The organism is Arthrobacter saudimassiliensis (genome assembly GCF_059090665.1).
In genome coordinates this window covers 523,214-545,370 of the sequence record NZ_JBNHFX010000001.1, presented here as the reverse complement: position 1 = coordinate 545,370, position 22,157 = coordinate 523,214, and the positions used below count along the sequence as shown (strand labels likewise).

The 22,157-nt window shown below is 69.9% G+C and carries 24 protein-coding genes and 1 tRNA gene; 19 read left to right on the top strand and 6 right to left on the bottom strand.

Features of this window, described 5'->3' with window-relative positions:
- Positions 1 to 45 precede the first annotated feature (45 nt).
- From AC5RV6_RS02505 to AC5RV6_RS02490, 4 genes are all read left to right on the top strand, one after another.
- Positions 46 to 2,622 (top strand): MMPL family transporter, encoded by a 2,577-nt coding sequence (locus AC5RV6_RS02505; protein WP_494005699.1) that lies wholly within the window; start codon positions 46 to 48, stop codon positions 2,620 to 2,622.
- 171 nt (positions 2,623 to 2,793) lie between these two features.
- Complete coding sequence (locus AC5RV6_RS02500) at positions 2,794 to 3,093, top strand: DUF4193 domain-containing protein (protein ID WP_494005698.1); 300 nt, start codon at positions 2,794 to 2,796, stop codon at positions 3,091 to 3,093.
- A 66-nt stretch (positions 3,094 to 3,159) separates the two neighbouring features.
- Positions 3,160 to 3,918, top strand: a complete 759-nt coding sequence (locus tag AC5RV6_RS02495) for a nucleotidyltransferase family protein (protein WP_494005697.1) — start codon at positions 3,160 to 3,162, stop codon at positions 3,916 to 3,918.
- 187 nt (positions 3,919 to 4,105) lie between these two features.
- On the top strand, positions 4,106 to 5,293 hold the full coding sequence (locus tag AC5RV6_RS02490; protein ID WP_494005696.1) for a TerC family protein: 1,188 nt from the start codon (positions 4,106 to 4,108) through the stop codon (positions 5,291 to 5,293).
- Positions 5,294 to 5,396: 103 nt separating this feature from the next.
- Here AC5RV6_RS02490 and AC5RV6_RS02485 read toward each other — a convergent pair whose 3' ends face one another.
- Entirely contained in the window at positions 5,397 to 6,032 is a 636-nt protein-coding gene (locus tag AC5RV6_RS02485; protein ID WP_494005695.1) for a DUF2238 domain-containing protein, read from the bottom strand.
- Positions 6,033 to 6,147: 115 nt separating this feature from the next.
- On the opposite strand from AC5RV6_RS02485, the gene AC5RV6_RS02480 reads away from it, so the two are divergent.
- The gene (locus tag AC5RV6_RS02480) at positions 6,148 to 6,903 is read left to right on the top strand and encodes a glycosyltransferase family 2 protein (protein WP_494005694.1); all 756 of its coding nucleotides are present in this window, start codon (positions 6,148 to 6,150) and stop codon (positions 6,901 to 6,903) included.
- On the opposite strand, the gene idi is transcribed toward AC5RV6_RS02480, so the two are convergent.
- Positions 6,900 to 7,427, bottom strand: a complete 528-nt coding sequence (idi, locus tag AC5RV6_RS02475; RefSeq protein ID WP_494005693.1) for an isopentenyl-diphosphate Delta-isomerase — start codon at positions 7,425 to 7,427, stop codon at positions 6,900 to 6,902. The two genes, AC5RV6_RS02480 and idi, sit on opposite strands and share 4 nt — an antisense overlap.
- Before the next feature lie 42 nt (positions 7,428 to 7,469).
- On the opposite strand from idi, the gene AC5RV6_RS02470 reads away from it, so the two are divergent.
- From AC5RV6_RS02470 to AC5RV6_RS02445, 6 genes are read left to right on the top strand one after another with little or no spacing between them, the layout of a single operon-like run.
- Positions 7,470 to 8,531 (top strand): polyprenyl synthetase family protein, encoded by a 1,062-nt coding sequence (locus AC5RV6_RS02470; protein ID WP_494005692.1) that lies wholly within the window; start codon positions 7,470 to 7,472, stop codon positions 8,529 to 8,531.
- Positions 8,531 to 9,418: a phytoene/squalene synthase family protein gene (locus AC5RV6_RS02465; protein ID WP_494005691.1), complete on the top strand. Its 888-nt coding sequence runs from the start codon at positions 8,531 to 8,533 to the stop codon at positions 9,416 to 9,418. The genes AC5RV6_RS02470 and AC5RV6_RS02465 overlap by 1 nt, the downstream gene beginning before the upstream one ends.
- On the top strand, positions 9,415 to 11,016 hold the full coding sequence (crtI, locus tag AC5RV6_RS02460; protein WP_494005690.1) for a phytoene desaturase family protein: 1,602 nt from the start codon (positions 9,415 to 9,417) through the stop codon (positions 11,014 to 11,016). Before AC5RV6_RS02465 ends, crtI begins: the two co-directional genes overlap by 4 nt.
- The gene (locus AC5RV6_RS02455; RefSeq protein ID WP_494005689.1) at positions 11,016 to 11,396 is read left to right on the top strand and encodes a lycopene cyclase domain-containing protein; all 381 of its coding nucleotides are present in this window, start codon (positions 11,016 to 11,018) and stop codon (positions 11,394 to 11,396) included. The genes crtI and AC5RV6_RS02455 overlap by 1 nt, the downstream gene beginning before the upstream one ends.
- Positions 11,393 to 11,785 carry a lycopene cyclase domain-containing protein gene (locus AC5RV6_RS02450; protein ID WP_494005688.1) on the top strand — a complete coding sequence of 131 codons (393 nt, stop codon included), beginning with the start codon at positions 11,393 to 11,395 and terminating at the stop codon, positions 11,783 to 11,785. The genes AC5RV6_RS02455 and AC5RV6_RS02450 overlap by 4 nt, the downstream gene beginning before the upstream one ends.
- Before the next feature lie 41 nt (positions 11,786 to 11,826).
- Positions 11,827 to 12,675: a prenyltransferase gene (locus tag AC5RV6_RS02445; protein WP_494006609.1), complete on the top strand. Its 849-nt coding sequence runs from the start codon at positions 11,827 to 11,829 to the stop codon at positions 12,673 to 12,675.
- Positions 12,676 to 12,757: 82 nt separating this feature from the next.
- Here the strand turns inward: AC5RV6_RS02445 and AC5RV6_RS02440 are convergent, their stop codons facing one another.
- Together AC5RV6_RS02440 and AC5RV6_RS02435 are read right to left on the bottom strand one after the other, a co-directional pair.
- The gene (locus tag AC5RV6_RS02440) at positions 12,758 to 14,248 is read right to left on the bottom strand and encodes a catalase (protein ID WP_494005687.1); all 1,491 of its coding nucleotides are present in this window, start codon (positions 14,246 to 14,248) and stop codon (positions 12,758 to 12,760) included.
- Between the two features lie 93 nt (positions 14,249 to 14,341).
- Positions 14,342 to 14,788 (bottom strand): Fur family transcriptional regulator, encoded by a 447-nt coding sequence (locus AC5RV6_RS02435; RefSeq protein ID WP_494005686.1) that lies wholly within the window; start codon positions 14,786 to 14,788, stop codon positions 14,342 to 14,344.
- An 85-nt stretch (positions 14,789 to 14,873) separates the two neighbouring features.
- On the opposite strand from AC5RV6_RS02435, the gene AC5RV6_RS02430 reads away from it, so the two are divergent.
- Positions 14,874 to 15,635 (top strand): alpha/beta fold hydrolase, encoded by a 762-nt coding sequence (locus AC5RV6_RS02430; RefSeq protein WP_494005685.1) that lies wholly within the window; start codon positions 14,874 to 14,876, stop codon positions 15,633 to 15,635.
- Positions 15,632 to 16,324: an esterase/lipase family protein gene (locus tag AC5RV6_RS02425; protein WP_494005684.1), complete on the top strand. Its 693-nt coding sequence runs from the start codon at positions 15,632 to 15,634 to the stop codon at positions 16,322 to 16,324. The genes AC5RV6_RS02430 and AC5RV6_RS02425 overlap by 4 nt, the downstream gene beginning before the upstream one ends.
- A gap of 89 nt (positions 16,325 to 16,413) precedes the next feature.
- Here AC5RV6_RS02425 and AC5RV6_RS02420 read toward each other — a convergent pair whose 3' ends face one another.
- The gene (locus tag AC5RV6_RS02420; RefSeq protein ID WP_494005683.1) at positions 16,414 to 17,157 is read right to left on the bottom strand and encodes an MBL fold metallo-hydrolase; all 744 of its coding nucleotides are present in this window, start codon (positions 17,155 to 17,157) and stop codon (positions 16,414 to 16,416) included.
- Positions 17,158 to 17,322: 165 nt separating this feature from the next.
- Here AC5RV6_RS02420 and AC5RV6_RS02415 point away from each other — a divergent pair, with 165 nt between their 5' ends.
- From AC5RV6_RS02415 to AC5RV6_RS02405, 3 genes are all read left to right on the top strand, one after another.
- Positions 17,323 to 18,594, top strand: coding sequence for an MFS transporter (locus tag AC5RV6_RS02415; RefSeq protein WP_494005682.1), 1,272 nt, complete (start codon positions 17,323 to 17,325; stop codon positions 18,592 to 18,594).
- Positions 18,595 to 18,699: 105 nt separating this feature from the next.
- Positions 18,700 to 19,572, top strand: a complete 873-nt coding sequence (htpX, locus tag AC5RV6_RS02410) for a zinc metalloprotease HtpX (protein ID WP_494005681.1) — start codon at positions 18,700 to 18,702, stop codon at positions 19,570 to 19,572.
- 9 nt (positions 19,573 to 19,581) lie between these two features.
- Positions 19,582 to 20,241: a histidine phosphatase family protein gene (locus AC5RV6_RS02405; RefSeq protein ID WP_494005680.1), complete on the top strand. Its 660-nt coding sequence runs from the start codon at positions 19,582 to 19,584 to the stop codon at positions 20,239 to 20,241.
- Between the two features lie 123 nt (positions 20,242 to 20,364).
- Here AC5RV6_RS02405 and AC5RV6_RS02400 read toward each other — a convergent pair whose 3' ends face one another.
- The gene (locus AC5RV6_RS02400) at positions 20,365 to 20,856 is read right to left on the bottom strand and encodes a YajQ family cyclic di-GMP-binding protein (protein ID WP_494005679.1); all 492 of its coding nucleotides are present in this window, start codon (positions 20,854 to 20,856) and stop codon (positions 20,365 to 20,367) included.
- Between the two features lie 138 nt (positions 20,857 to 20,994).
- On the opposite strand from AC5RV6_RS02400, the gene AC5RV6_RS02395 reads away from it, so the two are divergent.
- The 3 genes from AC5RV6_RS02395 to trxA all read left to right on the top strand — a co-directional run bounded on the left by AC5RV6_RS02395 (position 20,995) and on the right by trxA (position 21,954).
- A complete protein-coding gene (locus AC5RV6_RS02395) occupies positions 20,995 to 21,258 on the top strand; it encodes a hypothetical protein (RefSeq protein ID WP_494005678.1) in 264 nt (87 codons plus the stop codon).
- Between the two features lie 88 nt (positions 21,259 to 21,346).
- Positions 21,347 to 21,428: transfer RNA gene (locus AC5RV6_RS02390), tRNA-Tyr, on the top strand.
- Positions 21,429 to 21,555: 127 nt separating this feature from the next.
- Positions 21,556 to 21,954: a thioredoxin gene (gene trxA / locus AC5RV6_RS02385; protein WP_494005677.1), complete on the top strand. Its 399-nt coding sequence runs from the start codon at positions 21,556 to 21,558 to the stop codon at positions 21,952 to 21,954.
- Positions 21,955 to 22,157: the final 203 nt, after the last annotated feature.

The following is a 22,157-nucleotide window of genomic DNA, read 5'->3' as shown; positions in this document are numbered from 1 at the left end:
GCACCCGGTCCACTAACCGATACGTCCACAGTCAGAAAGAACACGATGGCTTCCCTGTTATACCGGCTTGGCAAATTCAGTTTCCGCAACAGGTGGTGGTTCCTCATCGCCTGGCTCGTCATCCTGCTGGCAGTGGGCGGTTCCTTCCTCGCCTTCAGCAAGCCGACGAGCAACAACTTCACCATTCCGGGAACCGAGAGCCAGAGCGCACTCAACGATCTCCAGGAGAAGGTGCCCTCCGCCGCCGGCGGAACCGGGACGGTCGTCTTCGAGAGCGTTTCCGACGGCGGCTTCACCGACGCTGAGCGCCGGGCAGTCAACGACACCCTGGCGGAGCTTGAAGCACAGGACTTCATGGCTTCGGTGACCAACCCCTTCACCACCGAAGAGCAGGTGGAACAGTCCCGGGCCCAGCTCGAACAGGCTTCGGCCCAGCTGGAGGCCGGAACCGCCGAGCTCGAGGCCGGACAGGCACAGTACGACGCGCAGGCAGCCCAGGCGCAGGCACAGTCGGAGCTCGCCCTCACCCAGGCCGACCAGCTGGCGGCAGCGGGGCAGGCAGCCCAGGCTGAAGCGGTGCGGGAGCAGGTCCGCCAGGGCCAGGCACAGCTGGAGTCCGCCAAGGCCCAGCTGGACACCGCCCGCGCGGAACTGGAAGCCGGACGTGAGGAGTACGAGCAGGGCAGGCGCACCCTGGACCTCGCCTCGGGCGTCAGCTTCGTCTCCGAGGACAACACCACCGCCTACGCCCCGATCCAGTTCACCGACGCTTCCTACTCCGTGACGCCCGAGCAGCGCGAGCAGGTTCAGGCCGTCGGCGCCCAGGTCGAGGACGCCGGCCTGAACGTGTACTTCAGCAAGGAGATCACCGAAGACGTCAGCGCCCTGTTCGGCCCCTCGGAGATCATCGGCGTGGCCGTGGCCGCCGTCGTCCTGCTGATCATGCTCGGCACCCTGGTGGCAGCGGGGCTGCCGCTGCTGCTGGCGCTGGTCGGCGTGATCGCCGGCGTGGGTGCCACCATGGCCCTGACCGGCGTGGTGGAGATGACCTCCGTGTCGCCGATCCTGGCCCTGATGCTCGGCCTGGCCGTCGGCATCGACTACTCGCTGTTCATCATCAACCGCCACCGCGGCCAGATCCTGGCCGGCATGGACCTGGAGGAATCGGCCGGCCGCGCCACCGGCACCAGCGGCAACGCCGTGCTCTTCGCCGGACTGACCGTGGTCATCGCGCTGGCCGCCCTGGCCGTTCCCGGCCTGCCCTTCCTCACCGTCATGGGCCTCGCCGCCGCCGGAACCGTGGCGCTGGCGATCGCCGTCGCACTCACCCTGACCCCGGCCTTCCTCGGCTTCGCCGGGCGGCGCCTGGTCTCCCGCCGCGCCTGGGCCAAGGCGGAAGCCGACGCCGCCGCCCCGGCCGCCGGCGACGACGATGCCGGCCTTCCGGCGCGGGCCGAGACCCCGCGCCGCTGGGGCCGCCTCGTCACAAACCACCCGGTGATCACCGTGATCCTGAGCGTGCTGCTGCTGGGCACCATGGCACTGCCTGCCTCGGACCTGCGCCTCGGCCTGCCCGACGGCGGCTCCGAGCCGGTGGACTCCACCGCCTACCAGGCGTACGACCTGCTGGGCGAAAAGTTCGGCGAAGGCGTCAACGGCGCGGTCATCGTGGTCGGCTACATGCCCGACGGGCTGGACGACGCCGAACGCACCGACGTGCAGCTGACCGTCGCGGAGCGGCTGAGCGAGGTCGACAACGTACGCACGGTGGTCCCGGGCGACATCAGCGAGGACGGCAGCCTCTCCGTCTTCCAGCTGGTACCTGAAGACGGACCGGCGGCGGAGAGCACCGAGGACGTGGTGCACGAGATCCGCGACCTGCACGGCGAGATCAAGGACGCCACCGGCGTCGACGTTGCGATCACCGGCATGACCGGCGTCAACATCGACCTGTCCGACCGCCTCGCCGAGGCGATGCCGATTTACCTGGCCATCGTCGTCGGGCTCTCGCTGGTCCTGCTGCTGCTCGTGTTCCGCTCGATCCTGGTGCCGCTGCTGGCCACCGGCGGGTTCCTGCTCTCACTGATGGCCAGCTTCGGAGCCGTCGTCGCCATTTACCAGTGGGGCTGGCTGGGGCCGGTCTTCGATGTGCAGAATCCCAGCGCCGTGCTGAGCTTCCTGCCGATCATCCTCACCGGCGTGCTCTTCGGGCTGGCCATGGACTACCAGATGTTCCTGGTCTCCGGGATGCGCGAGGCCTACGCCCATGGTGAGGACGCCCGCAGGGCCGTGCGCACCGGCTTCGACCACGGAGCCCGCGTGGTGACCGCGGCCGCCATCATCATGGTGTCGGTGTTTGCCGGCTTCATCTACTCGCACCTGACCATGGTGCGGCCGATCGGCTTCGCGCTGGCGTTCGGCGTGCTGCTGGACGCCTTCGTCATCCGCATGACCTTCATCCCGGCCGTCATGCACCTGCTCGGGAACAAGGCCTGGTGGCTGCCGAAGTGGCTGGACCGCATCCTGCCCGATGTCGACGTCGAGGGTGCCCGGCTGGTGACCGCTCCGAAGGCCACGGTGGAGGAGACGCCGCGGGAAGAAGCGGCCGCCGCCTCCCGCTGACCGGCGGGTCGGAGGCCACGGAAGCACGCGGCCTCCGACCAGCTGTGCAGGGAAGCGTTTTCCCACTATGCCGTGCCGGAATTTCCACACCGTCTGATCGGTTACCATCAGGTGCGCGCCGCGGAACCGCGACGGGCAGCAGAACAACGAAATGGAGTGTGAACCGCGTAAATGGCTACGGATTACGACGCACCGCGCAAAACCGATGAGGACGCGGGGCCTTCCTCCATCGAGGAGCTGAAGGCCCGCCGAAGCGACACCCAGTCGGCCGTGGTGGATGTCGACGAAGCCGATACCGCTGAAGGGTTCGAGCTTCCGGGCGCGGACCTCTCCGGCGAAGAACTCCAGGTGCGGGTGGTGCCCGCACAGACCGATGAGTTCACCTGCGCCTCCTGCTTCCTGGTGCGCCACCGCTCCCAGGTCGCGAAGGAAAAGGACGGCCTGCAGTACTGCGTCGACTGCGAAGGATAGCCCCGCTTCCAGGCGCCGCACCGGTTTCGCCGGTGCGGCGCCTTTTCCTTTGCCTAGGATGGGCGGATGGACGATAGGGGACGCACGCGGGCCGGACCCGCCCGGCCACCCGGACCCGCGCGGCCGGCCGTGAGCGCGGTGCTGCTGGCCGCGGGCGCCGGCACCCGGCTCGGAGCCGGGCCCAAGGCGCTGCTGCCGTACCGGGGGCGTGCGCTGGCGGCGGTGCTGGCGCAGGTCCTGCGTGACGCCGGCTGCTCAACGGTCGTCGTCGTGCTGGGCGCCGACGCCGGCAGGGTGGCGGCCACCGCCGCGCTGGGGGAGTACGAACTCGAGGTCAACCCGGACTGGCGGCAGGGCATGGGCAGCTCCTTCCGCCGGGGCGTCGCCCGGGCCCTCGCCGCAGACCCGGACGCAGGCGTGCTCGTGGCCCTGGCCGATCAACCCGGCCTGGCCCCCGAGCTGATCCAACGCATTGCCGATGCACACACTAAACGGCTGGCGGGCCCGTCCGCCCCGGAAGCGCCGGCCGCCGCGTCCGCCCCGGAAGCGCCGGCCGCCGCGTCCGCCGAACCGTCCCTCGCCACCGCGGCGGCCTACCGGACCTCGGACGGCCGGCTGCGCCGCGGGCACCCCGTGCTGTTCAGCCCCGCCGCTGCCCGGGCTGCCGCTGCCGGCGCATCCGGCGACGCCGGAGCCCGGGCCTGGCTGCGTGCCAACGCCACAGCGGTGCAGCTGGTGGACTGCTCGGACCTGGCGGACGGAAGGGACATCGACACCCCCGCGGACCTGCCCCTGCTGGACGGCGCACCGCCGGGAGCGGGCTGAGGTCCAGGGGCGTCTTTGCCGGGGCAGTGTTGCGGCCGCTACACTTGAGGCTTCGTAGGGGAGTATCCACCTCGTTTCCACCCGTCAGCACGTGGGGCATCGTTGCCGCGCCGGATGGAGCGGTCGACACCGATCAGTGTCGGCGGAGAGACCTATGGTCCTTCGCCGTACCTACGAAAGAGGCAGCATGACTGTTTCCCCCACAATCTGGGGCGTGACCATCGTGGTCATCCTCGGACTTTTGGCCTTCGACTACTTCTTCCACATCCGCAAGGCCCACATCCCGACCCTGAAGGAAGCGGCCATCTGGTCCGCGATCTACGTGGGGCTCGCGATCGTTTTCGGCGTCCTCGTGCTGGTCTTCGGCGGGGCAACGGCGGGCGGGGAGTACTTCGCCGGCTACATCACCGAGAAGGCCCTGTCGGTGGACAACCTGTTTGTCTTCCTGATCATCATGGCCAGCTTCCGGGTGCCCCGCGAGGACCAGCAGAAGGTCCTGCTGTTCGGTATCGTCTTCGCGCTGATCGCCCGCACCGGCTTCATCTTCCTTGGTGCGGCCCTGATCAACTCCTTCTCCTGGGTCTTCTACGCCTTCGGCCTGATCCTGCTGCTGACCGCCGGCAACCTCCTCAAGCCCGAGGACAGCGAGAAGGATGAAGCCAACAACTTCATCATCCGCATCGCCAAGCGCGTGCTGCCGACCACCGACCACTACGACGGCGACAAGCTGATGACGGTGGAGAACGGCAAGAAGGTCCTGACCCCGATGCTGCTGGTCATGGTGGCCATCGGCGGTACCGACATCCTCTTCGCCCTGGACTCCATCCCGGCAATCTTCGGCCTGACGCAGAGCACCTTCATCGTCTTCACCGCCACGGCGTTCTCGCTGATGGGCCTGCGCCAGCTGTACTTCCTGATCGACGGCCTGCTGGACCGCCTGATCTACCTCTCGTACGGACTGGCCGCCATCCTGGCCTTCATCGGCGTCAAGCTGATCCTGCACGCCCTGCACGAGAACACCCTGTGGTTCATCAACGGCGGCGAGCACGTCCAGGTCATCGAAGTCTCCACCGGGCTCTCGCTGAGCGTGATCATCGGCGTCCTGGTGGTGACCGTCATTGCGTCGCTGGTCAGCCCGGCCGGCAAGGCGCAGAACGCCGTCAACAACGCCCGCCGGCATGCCGCGGCCTACCTCGACCTGAGCTACACCTCCGATCCGGCCGAGCGGGAGCGGGTGTACAAGGCGCTGTGCGATGAGGAGACACAGATCCTGAAGATGGACATCAAGCACCGCAACAAGGTCAAGGACATCGAAGAGATCCGCGAGACCATCCGCCAGGCGCACGCCGAACACGAGCGCTACATCTCCCGGTAACCGCTTCCGGCACCGCACCCACAACAACGACGGCGCCCGGCCGGCCCATCAGGGCAGGCCGGGCGCCGTCGTTGTTTCGGCCGGGGACGTCCCGGCCGTGACGTCAGGGCCGGTTCGAGGGCAGCCGGCGGCCCTCCCGGGAGGCGGCGGAGGCAGGGGAGGTGCTGCGGCGGCCCATCGTGAGGGCGAGGCCCGCGGCGACGGATCCGAGGCCTCCGGCCAGGAGATCGCCCAGCGTGTCGTCGTAGCCGACGTTGATCCGGCTGTCGATGAAGGTGTGGCCCCACCATTCGCCGAACTCCCAGACGACGCTGAGCGCCAGGCCGACGGCGGTCACCAGCAGCACGATGACCGTCCGGAACGCCCGGACACCGTCCGCCGCGCCCTGCGGGTCCGGCACGGCGTTCAGCCTCGCCAGCAGCAGGTACCCCATGGCGGCGAGGGCTCCCGTGGCGGCCAGGTGCACGGCAATGTCCCACCAGCTGATCCTGGCGTAAAGGTCGGCCACCGAACTCCACGCGGCGCCCAGCAGGACCATCCCGCCCGCGGCGTCGAGGACGGCCGGGACCGCAAGCGCCCGAAGGACCAGCAGCCCGAGCAGGACCAGCGCGAACAAAGCGGTTTCCACCGGGCCGAACCATGCGGCGGCAGCGAGGAGGCTCCCAAGACCGAGAGCGCGGACGCCGTCGGGCACCGCGTCCCCGGGCAGCCGGGGCCGGCGGAGAAGGGCGTCGATCATGAAAACACGGTAGCCCAGATGCGCGCCCGCCAGCGCTCCGCCGCCCGTCCCGGCACCGTTTTCCGGCCAATCAGGCACATCGGCGGCAGGTGCGGGGCCGGTAGACTTCCTTGGCATGGCCGCCTCCCCGCCCACCGTTTCCGTCGTCATTCCCTGCCTGGACGACGCCGAGCTGCTGGCCGGTGCCCTGGCCTCCCTGGCCCGCCAGACACGTGCGCCGCTGGAAGTGGTCGTGGTGGACAACGGCAGCACCGACGACAGCGCCCGGGTGGCGAAGGAGGCGGGAGCCCGCGTGGTCACCGAACCCCTCCGGGGCATTCCGGCGGCCGCTGCCGCCGGGTACGACGCCGCCGCAGGGGACATCATTGCCCGCTGCGACGCCGACTGCGTGCTGCCGCCGGACTGGATCGAAAAGCTCCAAACCGCCTTCGCCGCCGATCCCGTCCTGGCGGCGATGAGCGGCCCGGGCCGGTTCCGCGGCTTTCCCCGGCCGCTGGCCCGGGCCGTGGACCGGCTCTACCTGGGTTCCTACTACCTGGCCATGGGCGCAGCCCTCGCCCACCGGCCTCTGTTCGCCTCGAACCTCGCCCTGCGGCGGGCGGTGTGGGAGCAGATCCGCACCGAAGTGCACCGGGCGGATCCCGAACAGCACGACGACGTGTGCCTGAGCTTCCACCTCGGCCAGCGGTTCCGCTGCGCCTACCGCAGCGACCTGGCGGTCGACATGGATCCCCGGGCCGTGCTCGGGGCAGCCAACCTGCGCCGCCGGTTTCGGCGGGCCTTCCATACCCTGCGCGTGCATTGGCGGGGCGGCGGGCTGCCCTGGGTGCGGTGGCAGCGCCGGCTGGCCGCCGGCCGCGCCCCCGCCTAGCCTTCGGGGTACAGCAGCGGCAGCTGCAGTGCGAGCCACGGACTGAATGCCCAGGGCGTGGCCCGCACGGCGGGCACCAGCTCCCGCGGATCCGCCCAGCGCCACTCCATGACCTCGTCGGCCGAGGGCCGGGGGTCCTGCGCGGCCACGGCGGTGTAGACCGGGCAGATCTCATGCTCGACCACCCCGGACGCGTCCACCGCCCGGTACCTGAAGTCCGGCAGCCGAAGCTCGAGCCGGTCCACCTCCAGCCCCAGCTCCTGCCGGGCGCGGCGGTGCACCGCGTCCTCCGTGGCCTCGCCCGGTCCGGGGTGGCCGCAGAACGAGTTCGTCCATACTCCGGGCCAGGTGAGCTTCGACAGGGCCCGACGGGTCACCAGGATGTCGCCGTCGGAATTAAAGACGTGCGTGGAAAACGCCAAATGGAGCGGAGTGTCCCGGGTGTGGACGGTCGCCTTGGGATGGGTGCCGATGACCTCGCCGTCGGGATTTACCAGAACCACCTGCTCTGACCGGTGTTCCATTTCTTCCCTTCGTGGTCAGCATGTTTACTCTTGTCTATGGAAATGGCTTCCCTGCCAGCACACGCGGCCGGCCACGATCTGGTCGAACGTGTCCTGGACGAATTCTTTGACCAGGCACGGGCGCGGGCAGGGAAACTCAGTCCCCGCTACCTTAGCCTGTGGGAAATCCTGCAATCCTCCGCCCGCGGAGGAAAGCGGGTGCGCCCCAGGATCCTGCTGACGGCCTACGCCGGCCTGGGCGGGAAGGACCTTGAAGCCGCCGCCCGCGCCGGCGCCGCGTTCGAGCTGCTGCACACGGCGCTGATCATCCACGACGACGTGATCGACCTGGACTTCATGCGCCGCGGCCGGCGGAATGTGGCCGGAGCCTACCGGGACCGGGCGGAAGCCGCCGGCGAGAGCGGGGACATCGCCCGGCACCGCGGGCTCTCCGCCGGCGTCATCGCCGGAGACCTGGCCCTGGTCCACGCTTTCCGCATGCTTGAGACCGTCCAGACCGATGCCGCCACCCGCTTCGCGCTGACCGAAATCCTCGAAGACGCGATGTTCGCGTCCGCCGGCGGCGAGCTCATCGACATCGACTTTTCCCTGCACCCGGCGGCTCCGCCGGTGGAGGACATCCTGCACATGGAGCGGCTCAAGACCGCGGTGTACTCGTTCGAGGCCCCGCTGCGGGCCGGCGCCGTCCTGGCCGGCGTCGACGGCGAGGTCACCGCCACGCTCGGCAAGTTCGGCCGCGACACCGGCATCGCCTACCAGGTCGTGGATGATCTGCTGGGCATCTTCGGCAGCGAAAGCGCCACCGGGAAGTCCAGCCTGTCGGACCTGCGGGAAGGCAAGCGCACCGTGCTGATCGCGCACGCCGCGCAGACCGGGGTCTGGGATGAGCTGTCGGGCCTCATCGGCGACCCGGCACTCGGGCCCCGGCAGGCCGACCGGGCACGGGAACTGCTCGAATCCTGCGGTGCCCGTGCCTTTGCCGAGGACCTCGCCGCCGAATACGCGGCCCGGGCCCGCGGCCACCTGGAGTGCCCGGCCGTCCCGGAGCCCCTCCGAGTGGTCCTCTGCGGCATCCTTGCCGACGCCGTCGAGCGGCGCCGCTGATGGCGACCGGCCTGGAGCTCTACAACCGGGTGGCCGTGCAGAGCTCCGCGGTGCTGATCCGTTCCTACTCGACGTCCTTCGGACTGGCCGCCCGGCTGCTCAGCCGATCCGTGCGGCACCACATCGAGGCGATTTACGCACTGGTCCGCCTTGCCGATGAGATCGTGGACGGCGTCGCCGCTGCCGCCGCGGTTCCGGCCGAGGAGATCGAACGGATACTCGATGCCCTGGAACTGGAAACCGAGCAGGCCATGCGCACCGGCTACAGCGTGAACCTGATCGTGCATTCCTTTGCGCTGACCGCCCGGGCCAACGGCATCGGGGACGAACTGACCCGGCCGTTCTTCCGGTCCATGCGCGCCGACCTGCGCCGGACGAAGCACACCCCGGAGACGTTCACCGACTACGTGTACGGCTCTGCGGAGGTGATCGGCCTGATGTGCCTGTGCTGCTTCCTGCAGGGCACGGCGACCACGGAGGAACAGCGCCTGGACCTGGAGGAGGGCGCGCGCCGTCTCGGAGCCGCCTTCCAGAAGGTGAACTTCCTGCGCGACCTGGCCGACGACTTTTCCGGCCTGGGCCGCAGCTACTTCCCGGGCATCGACGTGGAACGCTTCGACGAGGCGGACAAGGCGCGCCTGCTGGCCGACATCGACGCCGACCTGCGCGTCTCCGGCGCCGCCGTGCCGCACCTGCCGGCCAATTCCCGGGCCGCCGTCGCCCTGGCCCAGGAGCTGTTCACGGAACTGGCGCGCCGGCTGCGCCGCACCCCGGCGGTGGAGCTGCGCACGACCCGGGTCCGGGTGCCGAATCCGGTCAAGGCGCGGATCGCAGCCGAAGCGCTTTACGCCCACCGCCTGCGCCGCAGCCCGGGAAGGACAGCATGAAAACCGCTCCGCCGCGTACCGCCGTCGTCATCGGAGCCGGCATCACCGGACTCGCCGTGGCCGGACTGCTGGCCCGCGAGGGTCTCGACGTGACCGTCCTGGAAAAGCAGCCGGAGACCGGCGGCCGCGCCGGCACCTGGGAGGCGGAGGGCTTCCGCTTCGACACCGGCCCCTCCTGGTACCTGATGCCCGAGGTCTTCGACCACTTCTTCCGCCTGATGGGCACCAGCGCCGACGAGCAGCTGGACCTGGTCCGGCTGGATCCCGGCTACCGGGTCCTGTTCGAGGACACCCCGGAACCGGTGGACATCGCCGCAGGCCGGGAGGCGAACATCGCCTTGTTCGAGTCCCTGGAGCCCGGCGCGGGGGAGCGGCTGCGGCGCTACCTGGAGTCGGCCGAAGACGTCTACGACATGGCGAAGAAGTACTTCCTGTACACGAGCTTCGCCTCGTTCCTGCCGCTGCTGAACCGTGACGTGCTGCGCCGGGGGCCGCAGCTGGCGCAGCTGCTGCTGCAGCCGCTCAGCGCCTTCGTCGAGCGGCGCTTCCGGGACCCGCGACTGCGCCAGGTCCTCGGTTATCCCGCCGTGTTCCTGGGTTCCTCGCCCTACACCACCCCCAGCATGTACCACCTGATGAGCAAGCTGGACCTTGCCGACGGCGTGCTCTATCCGCAGGGCGGCTTCAACCGGATCACCCAGGTCATCGCCGACCTCGCCCGGAACGAAGGCGTCCGGATCGTGACCGGCGCGACGGTCACCGGCATCCGCACGAGGAAGCAGGGCCGGCGCACGGCGGCCGCCGGCGTCGACTATCTGGTGGACGGCGGCCGTCCGGCCGCCCTCGACGCCGACCTGGTGGTCTCCGCGGCGGATCTGCACCACACCGAGACCCGGCTGCTGCCCCGCGAACTGCAGACGTACCCGGAGAGCTGGTGGAAGCGCCGGATTCCCGGCCCCGGCGGGCTGCTGCTGCACCTGGGCGTGCGCGGGGAGCTGCCGCAGCTGGAGCACCACACCCTCATGTTCACCCGGGACTGGAAGGCGAACTTCGAGAAGATCTTCGGGCGGGACCCCTCGGTGCCGGATCCGGCGTCGCTGTACATCTGCCGCCCCAGCGCCACCGACCCCGACGCCGCCCCTCAGGGGCACGAGAACCTCTTCGTGCTCGTCCCGGTGCCCAGCGATCCGGGGCTCGGCCGCGGCGGCGTCGACCGGGCCGGCGATCCGCGGATCGAAGCGATGGCGGACACCGTGATCGGCCAGATCGCCAAGTGGGCTGGAATCCCGGACCTCGCCGACCGCATCACCGTACGCCGCACTGTGGGACCGCAGGACTTCGTGGAGGACCTCAACTCCTGGCAGGGGACGCTGCTGGGTCCGGCGCATGTGCTCAGGCAGAGCGCCTTCCTCCGCGGCACCAACGCCAGCCGCAAGGTCGACGGGCTGCTCTACGCGGGCGGTTCCACGCTGCCGGGCATCGGGCTGCCGATGTGCCTGATCAGCGCCGAGCTGGTGCTCAAACGGCTGCGCGGCGACACCGGCACGGGTGCGCTGCCGGTGCCTGACACAGCCGGGACGGGCCGGGGCCGGCGCTGATGGGATTTGCCTACCTGGCGGCACTGATCGGTTCGCTCTGCTGCATGGCGCTGCTGGACCGCCGCTGGAAGCTGTTCTTCTGGCACCGGCCGGGCCGCGCCGCGCTGACGCTGGCCATCGGGCTGGCGTTCTTTGTCACCTGGGACCTCTTCGGCATCGGGCTGGACATCTTCTACCGCGGCGAAACCCCGTTCATGCTCGGCCTCGAGGTGGCCCCCGAGCTGCCGGTGGAGGAACTCTTCTTCCTCACGTTCCTGTGCTACCTGACCGTGGTGCTGTACGGGCTCTGCCTGGTGGCCCTGGAGACGCTGCGCAGCAGGCGGGGGAACGGAAACGGAACGACGGCGGCCGGCCGCGCCGGAGGAGGGCAGGCCCCATGACGTACTGGGCCCTGAACGCCGCGTTCCTTGTTCCCGCAGCCGCGGTGCTTGCGGCGGCTGTCCTGCGCCGCCGGATGCGCGGCCTCGCCCTCGCCGCAACGGCGGCCATCCTGCTGGTCCTGACCGCCGTCTTCGACAACCTGATGATCGCCGCGGGCCTCTTCGGCTACAACCCGGACCGGATCTCCGGAGCCTTCCTGGGCGCCGCGCCGCTGGAGGACTTCGCGTACTCCATTGCGGCCGTGCTGCTGCTGCCGGCCCTTTGGGCCCTGATCGGCGGGTCCCGGACCTCCCGGAGCCGGCCGGACGAACCCGGGCGGGCGGGTGCCCGCCCCGACCCTGAGCGGGCCGGCCGAGCCACGACCGCAGAACGATCGGAGAACCCGTGACCACCCCGCAGGCCGCCCGCACCCCCGGCGCAACGGCCAGGATGCTGCTTGTCTCCTCACGGCCGCTGTCCTGGGTCAACACCGCTTATCCGTTCGCCGCGGCCTACCTGCTCACCCACGGAACGATCGACGCGGCGTGGATCATCGGCACCCTCTACTTCCTCGTGCCCTACAACCTGGCCATGTACGGCATCAACGACGTCTTCGACTACGAATCCGACCTGCGTAATCCGCGCAAGGGCGGCGTCGAGGGAGCGCTGCTGGACCGGCGCTTCCATAAGGTGACCCTGGCCGCCGCCGTCGTCGCCAACGTGCCCTTCCTGGCCGCCCTGGTCCTGCTGGGCAGCCCGCTGTCCTGGCTGGTGCTGGCCGTCAGCGTCTTCGCGGTGATTGCCTACAGCGCGCCCGGGCTGCGGTTCAAGGAACGTCCGTTCCTGGACTCCGTCACCTCCAGCACGCACTTTGTCTCCCCGGCGGTGTACGGCCTGGTCCTGGCCGGAGCCGCGTTCACGCCCGGGCTCTGGGCGGTCCTGGGTGCGTTCTTCCTGTGGGGGATGGCAAGCCAGGCCTTCGGCGCCGTGCAGGACATCGTGCCGGACCGGGAAGGCGGGATCTCCTCCATCGCCACCGTCCTCGGCGCAAAGTCCGTGGTGCGCCTGGCGGCCGCCCTGTACCTGGCCGCAGGCGCGCTGATGCTGCTGACTCCGTGGCCGGCGGTCCTGGCGGGGCTGCTGGCCCTGCCGTACGTGGCAAGCCTGCTGCCCTACCTAAACCTGACGGATGCGGAGTCGGAACGGGCGAACGCCGGCTGGAAGCGCTTCCTGAAGCTGAACTTCCTCACCGGCTTCCTCGTCACGCTGATCATCATCTGGTACTGGCCCGGACGCTAGGCGCCGGCGCCAACGGTTCCAGGCAACGCAAAGGCGGCCGGCCCCCGAAGGGACCGGCCGCCTTATCCGTGCGCTGCCGGAATTACTCGGCGACGCCCACGTACTCGGCCTGCTCGTTGGCCGTGGTCTCGCCGGAGGCCAGGTTGGCGCGCAGCTTGGCGCCCAGCTCGGCGTCGACGTTGGTCCAGTACTGGATGGCGGCCTCACGGATGTGCGGGCGCTTCACGCCGCCCACGGCACCGGTGATGGTCTCCAGGAAGCGGGCCTTGGCGGCGTCGTCGAACACCTCGCGGTACAGGGTGCCGGCCTGGCCGAAGTCGCTGTCCTCGGAGTGCAGGGTCGCGGCGGAGCGCACCAGCGCGCCGTCGTTCTCCCAGGTGCCCTCGCCGGCCAGCGCCGGATCGGCCACGGGGCCGCCCAGGGTGTTCGGCGCGTAGACCGGGGCGTCGGCCGGGTTGAAGTGGTACCGGCCCTGCCCGTCCTGCGAGTAGTTGTGCACCGGTGCCTTCGGGGCGTTGACCGGCAGCTGGTTGTAGTTGGTGCCCACGCGGTACCGCTGCGCATCCGGGTAGGAGAAGATGCGGGCCATCAGCATCTTGTCCGGGGAGGCGGCGATGCCCGGAACCAGGTTCGCCGGGGACAGAGCAACCTGCTCGATCTGCGCGAAGAAGTTCTCCGGGTTGCGGTTCAGGGTGTGGGTGCCCACCTTGATCAGCGGGTAGTCCGCGTGCGGCCAGACCTTGGTGAGGTCGAACGGGTTGAAGCGGTAGGTCTTGGCATCCTCGTACGGCATGACCTGGACGAACAGGTCCCAGGAGGGGAAGTTGCCGGCTTCGATGTTCTCGTACAGGTCGCGGCGGTAGTAGTCCGCATCCGCGCCGGCGATCTTCTCGGCCTCGGCGCCGGTCATCTCGACGTTGCCCTGGTTGGAGACGAAGTGGTACTTCACCCAGAAACGCTCACCGGCGGCGTTGATCCACTGGTAGGTGTGCGAGCCGAAGCCGGGCATTTCCCGCCAGGAGCGGGGCAGGCCGCGGTCGCCCATCAGGTAGGTCACCTGGTGGGCGGATTCGGGGGAGTTGGTCCAGAAATCCCACTGCATGTCGGCGTCGCGCAGGCCCGAGCCCGGCAGGCGCTTCTGGGAGTGGATGAAGTCCGGGAACTTGATGCCGTCGCGGATGAAGAACACCGGGGTGTTGTTGCCCACGATGTCGTAGTTGCCCTCGGTGGTGTAGAAGCGAAGGGCGAAGCCGCGCACGTCGCGCCAGGTGTCGGGGGAACCCATTTCACCGGCGACGGAGGAGAAGCGCTGGACGGTCTCGGTGACGGCGCCCGGCTGGAAGACAGCGGCACGGGTGTACTTGGAGACGTCCTCGGTCACCACGAACTCGCCGAACGCGCCGCCGCCCTTGGCGTGCACGATGCGCTCCGGGATGCGCTCACGGTTGAACTGGGCCAGCTTTTCGACCAGGTAACGGTCGTGCAGGGCGATTGCGCCGTCCGCGCCGGTGGCGAGGGAGTGCGCATCGCTCGCGACCGGAGTACCGGTCTGCGTGGTGGTGAAGTTGGACATGCCTTCTCTTTCTTCTACTGGTCCATGCGGACATGGGGTGTCCGGCCGCGGAAACGGCCGGGACGAGTGATGGTGCGGTTCCGGTGCCGCGCGTCAGCCCTTGGCGGCGCAGTCGGCACAGAGGCCGCGGTAGAGCACCTCGGCGATCTGGATGCTCATTCCGTGGCTGTCCGACGGCGTCAGGCAGGGCGAGTGCCCCACTGCGCAGTCCACGTCTTCGATCTTTCCGCAGCCGGTGCATACGGCGTGGTGGTGGTTGTCGTTGACGCGGGTTTCATACCGGGCAGGGGAATTGGGCGGTTCGAACCTGCGGATCATGCCCGTGTCGGTGAGGTCCGAAAGGATCACGTAGACGGACTGCAGGCTGATGCCGGGGAGCTGGGTGCGTACGGCGGCCGCGACGTCGTCGGCCACCGCGTGCGGGGAGTGCTCGACGGCGTCGAGGACGGCGAGGCGCTGTTTCGTGACGCGCCTGCCGTGCGCACGCAGCTCGGCGGACCACCTGTCGGTGCTGCTGCCGGGTACTGCTGTCGATGCCATGGCTCCATCGTACACGCTTATTCTGACTGATTCATAATAAGGCGGACCTAACCCGGCTAGGGTGGAGGAAAGACGGAGGAGGCGGATGGTGGAGATGGCTGCGGAACCGGCTGTGCGGCGGCTGCGGGTGGGAGAGCACGACGTCGGCCTGCGCACCTCAGGCGCCCAGGGGCCCGGCGTCGTCCTGGTCCACGGCATCGGCATGTCGGGACGCTACTACGAGCGGCTGTCCCGTGAACTGGCCGAGGACCATCTGGTCCACACCGCCGAGCTGCCGGGCCACGCCAGGCTGCGGCGGCCGGGCCATGCGCTCACCATGTCCGGATATGCAGCCGTCCTGGTCGAGGCGCTGCGGCGGGCCGACGTCGGCCCGGTGCAGCTGGTGGGTCACTCGATGGGGTGCCAGGTGGTCGTCGAGGCCGCCATCCAGGCGCCGGAGCTGGTCTCCTCCCTGGTGCTGCTGGGCCCCACCGTGAATGACGCCGAGCGGTCCGCCCCGCTGCAGGCCCTGCGCCTGGGCCAGGACACGCTGCGGGAAGCTCCGGCCGTCAATCGGATCGTGTTCACCGACTACCTTCGCGCCGGGCCCCGCTGGTACTTCACCACGCTGCCGCGGATGATCCGGCACCGGCTGGAGGAGCGGCTGCCGCTGGTGGACTGCCCCGTGGCGCTGGTCCGCGGGCAGCGGGATCCGGTGGTTCCGCAGGATTGGATCGAGCGCCTGGCCCGGGCCAGGCCGGGCACGCTGGCGGGCGAGGTGCCCGGCGAGCCGCATGTGATGATGTGGCGCCGCCCGGCGGACACCGCCGGCTGGTGCCGCCGGGTGGAGGCGGAGGAGCGGCGTTGATCCGGCAGGGGCCCGCCGCGCGGGCGCTCGCCTGGGCGGCCGACTACGCCTACGTGGTGCGCTGGCAGGTCCAGGGCTTTCTGCATCGGCAGGATCCGGCGGCGTATCTGAGCCCGCCGGCGTCCGGTCCTCGCGGGCTGCCGGTGATCCTCATCCCCGGGGTCTACGAGAACTGGCAGTTCCTGCGGCCGCTGGCCGTGTACCTGTCCGCCCTGGGGCACCCGGTGCACACGGTCGCACCGCTGGGCTACAACCGCGGCCGCATCGAGGACATGGCCCGCCTGGTGGAGGCATATCTGCGGGCCCGCGACGTCCACGCCGCGGCCATCGTGGCGCACAGCAAAGGCGGGCTGGTCGGCAAGCAGGTGATGCTCGGACCCGAGGGAAGCAGGGTGCGCCGCATGGTCGCGGTGAACACGCCCTTCTCCGGCTCGGTCTACGCACGTTTCTTCCTCAGCCCCGCCATCCGGGCGTTCTCTCCGCGCGACCCGTATCTGCGCCGGCTCCAGTCGAGCCTGGCGGTGAACGAGCGGATCACCAGCGTCTATGCCTCCTTTGATCCGCACATTCCCGGCGGCAGCCGGCTCGACGGCGCGCGCAACATCGTGCTGGAGTCCTCGGGACACTTCCGCCCGATCGGCGATCCGCGTCTGCACCGCATCGTCGCGGCGGAGCTGGCGGACGCATAGCCGGCCCGTCCGAAGAGGCGCGGGCCGGGCGCGGTCCGTCGCGGGTCCGTCGCGGGAGCACAGGCGGGACCACACCGGCGCGGGCGCGCCTAGGACGCGCCCCTGGCCAGTGCCTGCTCGACGGCGGACGCGGCGCCGTCCAGGTAAGGCTCCCCGTGCCCGGTCAGCAGGGTGGGTGCGCCGGTGGCTGCAAGCCGTTCCAGCGAGGCGAGCGCCTCTGCGCTGTCCGCCGTGGCGGCTCCCGAAACAATCTGCGGACCGTGCCGGCCGGTGTACGGATCCAGCGTCACCAGGGCGTCGCCGGTGATGAGCACTCCCCGGTCCGGGAAGTGCAGCGCCACATGGCCCGCAGTGTGGCCCGGGGTGTGCAGCAGCTCCGGAGCCCCGGGCAGCGCCGCCGCTGCAGACGCGTCCAGCGAATGGACGTCGCTCACGCCGCGCACCGTCAGGGCGCCGGCCAGCGTCATCGCTCCGAGCGTGCGCAGGGCGCTCGGATGCTGGACGGGGTAGCGCAGGCGCGCGTTCTCGTGCAGATAGCGGTAGGGGTGCGCGGCGAGGCGGCGGTCCGCGTCGTGGACGAGGATGGGGGTGCGGTACTCCCGGCGCAGCTTCGCCGCCGTGCCCACGTGGTCGAAGTGCGCGTGCGTCAGGACCAGGGCGCGGACCGAGCCGGGGGAATAGCCGAGCCGGGTCAGGGCACGCACCAGATGCGGCCACATGCCCGGCAGGCCGGCGTCCACCACCATCACGCCGTCGTCGTCCTCCACGAGGTAGCTGTTGACGTACGCGTGCTCAATCCGGTGGACTCCGTCGGCAACGCTGCGCTGGAACATGGTGCCTCCTGCTCTGATGGGCGGCGGTTCTGCCCCTATCGTAAGCATGCTGGCAATCCTGCCGGGAACCCGACCCATCGCCGCCGCCTGCCGGGCAGGGCACGGGCGGAGCCCGACGCGGACATCTTTCCGGCGGCGGCCGGTGCCGGGCCCTAGACTGCTCTGGTGCCTCGACTGCTAGCCGATCTGACCCCCGTCCGGGAGAGCCTTGAGTACCGCCGGCTCTGGCTCGGCACCGCGCTGTCCGCCGTCGGCACGCAGCTGACCCTGACCGCCGTGAGCCTGGAGGTCTTCGCGCTCACCGGGTCCAGCCTCTACGTCGGCCTGCTCGGGTTCGTCGGGCTGGCGCCGCTGGTGCTGGCCGGCCTGTACGGCGGGTCCGTGGTGGATGCCTACGACCGGCGCAAAGTGGCCCTCGTTTCGGCGCTGGTGCTCTGGGGCACCACGATCGGCATCGCCGCGCAGGCCTGGCTGGGGCTGGGCAACATCTGGCTGCTCTACGCGCTGGTGGCGGTCCATGCGGCGGCCGGCGGAATCAACCATCCGGCCCGCAGCGCGATCATCCCGCACCTGGTCCGACCGGAGCTGCTGCCGGCGGCGAACGCCCTGAACATGATCACCTTCGGCCTGGCCGCGGCGGTCGGCCCGCTGGCCGCCGGTGTGCTGGTCGGGTCCGTCGGATACGGCTGGACCTACACGATCGACGTGCTCACCTTCACCGCAGCGATGAACGCGCTGTACCGGCTGCGTGCCCTGCCGCCGGAGGGGGAGGTGAACCGGGCCGGGCTGCGGTCGGTCCTGGAGGGCCTGCGCTTCCTGGGCACCAGGCCCAACGTCCGCATGACCTTCCTGGTGGACCTGGCCGCCATGGTCCTGGCCAACCCCCGTGCGCTGCTGCCCGCCGTCGGGGCGATGGTGCTCGGCGGCGGTGCTGAAACCGTCGGCCTGCTGCTGGCCGCCGCCGCCGTGGGTTCCGTCCTCGCCGGACTGTTCTCCGGGCCGCTCGGAGCGGTCAGGCGGCAGGGGGTTGCGGTCGCCTGGTCGATCACCGCCTGGGGCCTGACCGTGGCCGCGTTCGGCGCCGTCGTCGTCCTGGCCGGGGCGCAGGACGGCCCGGCGCATCCCGGGTGGCTCTGGGCCGCCGCCGCCTGCATGGCGGCCGGCGGCGCGGCGGACTCGGTCAGCGCCGTCTTCCGCACCACCATCCTGCAGTCGGCCACGCCGGACCATATGCGCGGACGGCTGCAGGGGGTGTTCGTCGTGGTCGTCGCGGGCGGGCCGCGGCTCGGGGACCTGGTGGCCGGGTTCGGCGCGACGGTGCTGGGGGAAGGCGGGGCGGCCGTCGCCGGAGGCCTGGCCTGCATCGGCGTCCTGCTGCTGCTCCTGCGCCTGCAGCCCGGCTTCGCGGCCTATGACGCCAGGCATCCGCTGCCCTGACCGGAACAGGGGGACGGTACAAAGCGTTGTACATGGTGGACCAATCCAACCCCCAGTTCAGACGCGGCGCCGACCGGGGTGCCGCATGGAAGGAAACGTGGCTACGTGCACCGTCATTTCAACGGCCTGAAGACCGCGGCACTGTTCGGCGTGCTCTTCGCCGTCCTGCTCATCATCGGCGGGCTGCTTTCGAGCGGCACCGGCAACTCCGCCTTCATCTGGATCTTCCTGTTGATCGGCCTGGCCACCACCGCCTACAGCTACTGGAACAGCGACAAGCTGGCCATCCGCGCCATGCACGCCGTGCCGGTCACCGAGGCCCAGGCACCGGAAATGTACCGGATCGTGCGCGAGCTCTCCGCCAAGGCCGGGCAGCCGATGCCCCGCCTGTACGTTTCGCCGACCATGGCTCCCAACGCCTTTGCGACCGGCCGGAACCCGCAGCACGCGGCGGTCTGCTGCACGCAGGGCATCCTGGCCCTGCTCAATGAGCGGGAGCTGCGCGGGGTGCTGGGCCATGAGCTGATGCATGTCTACAACCGGGACATCCTGACCTCGTCGGTGGCCGCCGCCATCGCCGGCGTCATCACCTCGCTGGGACAGTTCCTGCTCTTCTTCGGCGGCGGGGACCGGCGGAACGCGAACCCGCTCGCGGCCATCGCGATGGGCCTGCTGGCCCCCATCGCCGCCTCGATGATCCAGATGGGCATCAGCCGCACCCGTGAGTACGACGCCGACGAGGACGGCGCGAAGCTGACCGACGATCCGCTGGCCCTGGCCTCCGCGCTGCGCAAGCTCGAAACCGGCACCCAGCGGGCGCCCCTGCCCAAGGAGGACCAGCGCCTGGCCAATGTCTCGCACCTGATGATCGCGAACCCGTTCAAGGCCGGCGTCCGGGGCCTGCTCTCCACCCACCCGCCCATGGATGACCGGGTCCGCCGCCTCGAGCGGATGGCCGGCCGTCCGCTGGGCTACTAGGGGCACGGCATGCGCCTCATCCTGGTCCGCCACGGGCAGACGCCCTCGAATGTCCGCCGGCTGCTGGACACCGGTGCACCGGGTCCCGGCCTCACCGACCTCGGCCGGGAGCAGGCCCGGGCCGTGCCTGCGGCGCTCGGTGAAGAGTCCGTGGACGGCCTCTTCGCGTCCAACCTGGTGCGCACTCAGCACACCGCGGCGCCGCTCGCCCGGGAACGGGACCTGCCCGTCGAGGTCGATCCCGGGCTGCGGGAGATCAGCGCCGGCTCGCTGGAGATGCGCGGCGACGACGCAGCCATCCGGGCCTACCTGGAGACGGTGTACGCCTGGGTCAGCGGCGACCTGGCAGCGCGGATGCCCTCGGGTCCCGACGGCGCCGAGACCCTCGGCCGCTTCGATGACGCCGTCGACCGGATGCTGCGGGCCGGCCTGCGCTCGCCGGTGGTCTTCAGCCACGGAGCCATCATCCGCGCCTGGTCCGTCGCCCGGGCAGGGAACGTGGCACCGGACTTCATCACCGCGAATCCGCTGAGCAACACCGGCATCGTGGTCCTGGAGCACGGCGGTTCCGGATGGGAGCTGCTGACCTGGATGGGCGAGGCCGTCGGCGGCCGGGCGCTTCAGGACGACGGAGAGGACGGCCCCGCCGCCGAGGGCCTGGCCTCGTAGCCGGTCCGGGCGGGCCGCCTGCGGCAGCTGCAGACGACCGGGCGAACGACGACGGCGGTGCCTCCCGGGGAGGGGAGGCACCGCCGTCGCGCATCCGTTGCCGGGCCGGGACGGCCCGGCGGATCAGCGCAGGTTAACGAACTGCACATCGACCTCGAGGTCGGCGCCCTTGAGCAGGGCCATGACGGCCTGCAGGTCGTCGCGGGACTTGGAGCTGACCCGCAGCTCATCGCCCTGGATCTGGGACTTGACGCCCTTGGGGCCTTCGTCGCGGATCAGCTTGTTGATCTTCTTCGCCGCGTCCTGGGCGATGCCCTCCTTGACGGAGGCCTCGATGCGGTACTCCTTGCCCGAGGCGTAGGGCTCGCCCGCGTCGAGCGACTTCAGGGAGATGCCGCGCTTGATCAGCTTCGACTCGAAGACGTCCAGCACGGCCTTGACCCGGTCCTCGGAGTTGGCCTTCATCAGGATCTTCTCGCCGCTGAAATCGATCTCCGCACCCACGCCCTTGAAGTCGTACCGCTGCGCGATCTCCTTCTGGGCCTGGTTGAGGGCGTTGGCGACCTCCTGCTTGTCGACCTTGCTGACGACGTCGAACGATGACTCGCTTGCCATGGCTTCTCCTTCTGTGCGCGTTCTTGCCTGCCTCCAGCGTACTGGCTGGGTGCCGGCCCATCACGGCCTGCCCGTTTCACAGCCTGCGTTCAGGTTCTGTTGGGATTCGCTTAACCCTGGCGGGGCACTGTGGAGCCCGTGAGACAGAACACCGCGCCGAACCGCCGCCTCCTCGACCACCCCGCCGTTGACACCCGCCCGTTTCCCGCCCCGGCCCTTCGTCCCTTTCCGATCCTCCGCGGCGGCCTGATGCCTGCTGCCCGCCCGGCTCCCGACGCCGCGGAGCGGCTGGAGGGCATCCGCCGGGACCTGGCCAACGCCGTCGCCTGGGGCACCGTCACCGAGGAGCAGGCCGCCGATTTCTACGCCCGGCTCCAGGCCCGTATCGCCCACGGGCACTAGGGTTTCGGAGTTCGATTTCGAAACTGGAGGATTCTTCTGTAAAGTTGTCTTGCCGCGTTGTTGCGGCAGGTCTTCTCAGAAGACGTTCGGCAGATTACCCGAGCGGCCAAAGGGGGCTGACTGTAAATCAGCTGGCACAGCCTACGGGGGTTCGAATCCCTCATCTGCCACCGAACGGAAGGGCCCGGAACCACTTGGTTCCGGGCCCTTCGCCTTTTCCCCCTGCAGGCGGCCGGGGGCTTCACCGGAAAGCGAACAGCGGCAGACAGCAGGCTGACGGACCGCTAGCGTGGAGGGATGGCAACTATCGACATCACCGAGGCTAACTTCAACGAAACGGTCGAGGGCAACGACATCGTGTTCGTTGACTTCTGGGCGGACTGGTGCGGACCGTGCAAGCAGTTCGCTCCGGTCTACGACAAGGTCTCCGACGAGTACCAGGACATTGTCTTCGCGAAGGTGGATACCGAGGCCCAGCAGGGACTGGCCGCGGCAGCGGGCATCACCTCCATCCCGACCCTGATGGCCTTCCGCGAGCAGGTCCTGGTCTTCTCCCAGCCCGGTGCGCTGAACGCCACCCAGTTCAGCGGCCTCGTGGAGGCCGTCAAGGGACTGGACATGAAGGCCGTCCACGAGCAGCTGGCCGCGCAGGAGCGCGAGGCGCAGGCCGGTTCCGACGCCGCCGGGCAGTCCTAGTCCGGCCCCGGCAGCCGCACCCCAAAGACCAGGCCGGAAGCCCTCCTGAAGGAGGGCTTCCGGCTCTTTTTGTGCCTCTGGTTCCCGCCCCGTTCAAGGAGTAGTGTTCCCGACACCACGGACGACGCCGCCTGCCGGCAGGCGCCGCCACAGGGCAGGCAGGGCAGGGACGCCTTGGACCCTCTGCCGCCTGTCACCCCACG